6 protein-coding genes and 1 pseudogene are annotated in these 2721 nt (G+C 65.4%); all 7 read left to right on the forward strand.

Annotated features, from left to right (window positions below; translation table 11 throughout):
- The coding region (gene rpsH / locus WCZ84_RS13955) for a 30S ribosomal protein S8 (RefSeq protein ID WP_372686881.1) at window positions 1–363 on the forward strand (363 nt) is incomplete at its 5' end.
- Window positions 364–377: 14 nt separating this feature from the next.
- A complete protein-coding gene (gene rplF / locus WCZ84_RS13960; RefSeq protein ID WP_372686882.1) occupies window positions 378–911 on the forward strand; it encodes a 50S ribosomal protein L6 in 534 nt (177 codons plus the stop codon).
- A gap of 18 nt (window positions 912–929) precedes the next feature.
- On the forward strand, window positions 930–1295 hold the full coding sequence (gene rplR / locus WCZ84_RS13965) for a 50S ribosomal protein L18 (protein WP_372686883.1): 366 nt from the start codon (window positions 930–932) through the stop codon (window positions 1293–1295).
- Between the two features lie 10 nt (window positions 1296–1305).
- Window positions 1306–1821, forward strand: a complete 516-nt coding sequence (gene rpsE / locus WCZ84_RS13970; RefSeq protein ID WP_372686884.1) for a 30S ribosomal protein S5 — start codon at window positions 1306–1308, stop codon at window positions 1819–1821.
- A gap of 4 nt (window positions 1822–1825) precedes the next feature.
- Window positions 1826–2011, forward strand: a complete 186-nt coding sequence (rpmD, locus tag WCZ84_RS13975; RefSeq protein ID WP_372686885.1) for a 50S ribosomal protein L30 — start codon at window positions 1826–1828, stop codon at window positions 2009–2011.
- A gap of 11 nt (window positions 2012–2022) precedes the next feature.
- Entirely contained in the window at window positions 2023–2466 is a 444-nt protein-coding gene (gene rplO / locus WCZ84_RS13980; protein WP_372686886.1) for a 50S ribosomal protein L15, read from the forward strand.
- A 16-nt stretch (window positions 2467–2482) separates the two neighbouring features.
- A pseudogene (secY, locus tag WCZ84_RS13985) lies at window positions 2483–2721 on the forward strand (preprotein translocase subunit SecY); the annotation flags it as partial.

The following is a 2721-nucleotide window of genomic DNA, read 5'->3' on the forward strand; positions in this document are numbered from 1 at the left end:
ACCCGCCTGCGCAATGCGCAAATGGTCAACAAGACATCGGTCTCCATGCCCTCCTCCAAGCTCAAGGCCGCCATCGCCGCGGTCCTGAAAGACGAGGGCTACATCGAAGATTTCGCCATCGGCGGCACCCCTGCCAAGCCGATGCTCGACATCACACTCAAGTACTATGCCGGGCGCCCCGTCATAGAGCGCATCGACCGCGTCTCGCGGCCCGGCCTGCGCATCTACAAGGGCAGCACCCACTTGCCGCAGGTCATGAACGGGCTGGGCGTGGCCATCATCTCCACCCCGCGTGGCGTGATGACCGACCGCAAGGCGCGCGCCAGCGGCGTGGGCGGCGAAGTCCTGTGCTACGTGGCGTAAGGGGGGGTCATCGCATGTCACGCATCGCCAAATATCCCGTCGTCCTGCCCAAGGGGGTCGAACCCACCATCAGCGCCGGCCAGATCGTGGTCAAGGGGCCGTTGGGTACCCTCACGCAGTCGCTGCCGGATACCGTCCGGGTCGACCACGCCGACAACCAGCTGTCTTTCGCAGCCGCCAATGAAACCCGCGAAGCCAATGCCCTCTCGGGCACCATGCGCTCGCTGGTGAACAACATGGTGGTGGGCGTCAGCACGGGCTTCGAGCGCCGTCTCAACCTGGTCGGCGTCGGTTTCCGCGCCCAGATCCAGGGCAACGATCTCAAGTTGCAGCTGGGTTTCTCGCACGACATCCTGCATCCGATCCCCGAAGGCATCAAGATCGAATGCCCGACCCAGACCGAGATCGTAGTCAAGGGGGCCGACAAGCAGGTCGTCGGCCAGGTGGCCGCCAACATCCGCGCCTATCGCAAACCCGAGCCTTACAAGGGCAAGGGCGTGCGTTACGCCGATGAGCGCGTCATCATCAAGGAAACCAAGAAAAAATAAGCTCGGCAAGGACACATCATGGACAAGAAACAACCCCGTTTGCGTCGTGCCACGGCCACTCGCCGCAAGATTCACGAACTGCGTGTGCACCGTCTGTCGGTGCATCGCACGAATCTGCACATCTACGCCAACATCATTTCGCCCGAGGGCGACCGCGTGCTCGTCAGCGCTTCCACGCTCGAGCCCGAAGTGCGCCAGCAGCTGGCTGGCCAGCAGGTCAACGGCGGTAATGTGGCCGCTGCGGGCCTGGTGGGCAAGCGTGTGGCCGAGAAGGCCCGCGCCGCCGGCATCGAGCAGGTCGCCTTCGACCGCTCGGGCTTCCGTTACCATGGCCGCGTGAAGGCGCTGGCCGAAGCCGCGCGCGAAGCCGGCTTGCAGTTCTAAGAGGGATCACATGGCCAAATCACAAGCCAAGCACGCCGACGATCGCGATGACGGCATGCGCGAAAAAATGATCGCGGTCAATCGCGTCAGCAAGGTCGTCAAGGGGGGGCGCACCATGAGCTTCGCCGCCCTTACCGTGGTCGGCGACGGCGACGGGCGCATCGGCATGGGCAAGGGCAAGGCCCGCGAAGTGCCCGTGGCCGTACAGAAAGCCATGGAACAGGCCCGTCGCGGCCTGATCAAGGTCGCGCTCAAGGACGGCACGCTGCATCACAGCGTGGTGGGCAAGCACGGGGCGGCTACCGTGCTCATCTCGCCGGCCATCGAAGGCACCGGCGTGATTGCCGGCGGCCCCATGCGCGCCATCTTCGAAGTCATGGGCGTGCGCAACGTCGTGGCCAAGAGCCTGGGCTCCAGCAACCCGTACAACATGGTGCGCGCCACGCTCAATGGTCTGCGCGCCTGTTCCACCCCGGCCGAAATCGCCGCCAAGCGCGGCAAGACGGTCGAAGAAATCCTGGGGTAAGCACATGTCCGACAAACACATCAAGGTCACGCTCGTGCGTTCCGTGATCGGCACCCACAAAAGCCACCGCGCCACCGTGCGCGGCCTGGGCCTGGGCAAGCTCAACAGCAGCCGCGTGCTGGTCGATACGCCCGAGGTCCGTGGGATGATCAACAAGGTCAGCTATCTGGTCAGCGTCTCCGACGCCTGAAAGGAATCACCATGTCGCAGTACACACAACTGAACACGCTCGCCCCCGCCGATGGCGCCCGTCGCGAACGGCGCCGTCTGGGGCGCGGCATCGGCAGCGGTCTGGGCAAGACGGGCGGTCGGGGCCACAAGGGCCAGAAATCGCGCGCCGGCGGCTTTCACCGGATCGGCTTCGAAGGCGGCCAGATGCCGCTGCAGCGCCGTCTGCCCAAGCGGGGCTTCACCTCCATGGGCCGTCATCTGGTGGGCGAGGTACGCCTGTCGCAGCTGCAACAGCTGCCGGTCGACGAAATCGATCTCAACGTGCTCAAGCAGGCCGGCCTGGTCGGCCAGCTGGTGCGCGCCGTAAAGGTCATCCGGACCGGCGAGATCACCCGTGCGGTGCATCTCAAGGGGCTGCAGGCCTCGGCCGGGGCGCGCGCCGCCATCGAGGCCGCCGGCGGCTCGCTGGCCTGAGGCACAAGGGGCAACCGTGGCGAAAGCGCAGGCTCAAAAGTCCGGCTCCAGCGCAGGATACGGCGATCTCAAGCGCCGTGTCCTGTTTCTCGTGCTGGCCTTGGTCGTTTACCGGCTGGGCACGCACATCCCCGTGCCGGGCATCAATCCGAACGCCCTGTCCGACCTGTTCCAGCAAAATCAGGGCGGCATCCTCGGCCTGTTCAACATGTTCTCGGGCGGCGCGCTCGAGCGCTTCTCGGTGCTCGCGCTGGG

It is taken from the genome of Castellaniella sp. (genome assembly GCF_041675725.1).
Taxonomy (GTDB): domain Bacteria; phylum Pseudomonadota; class Gammaproteobacteria; order Burkholderiales; family Burkholderiaceae_B; genus Castellaniella.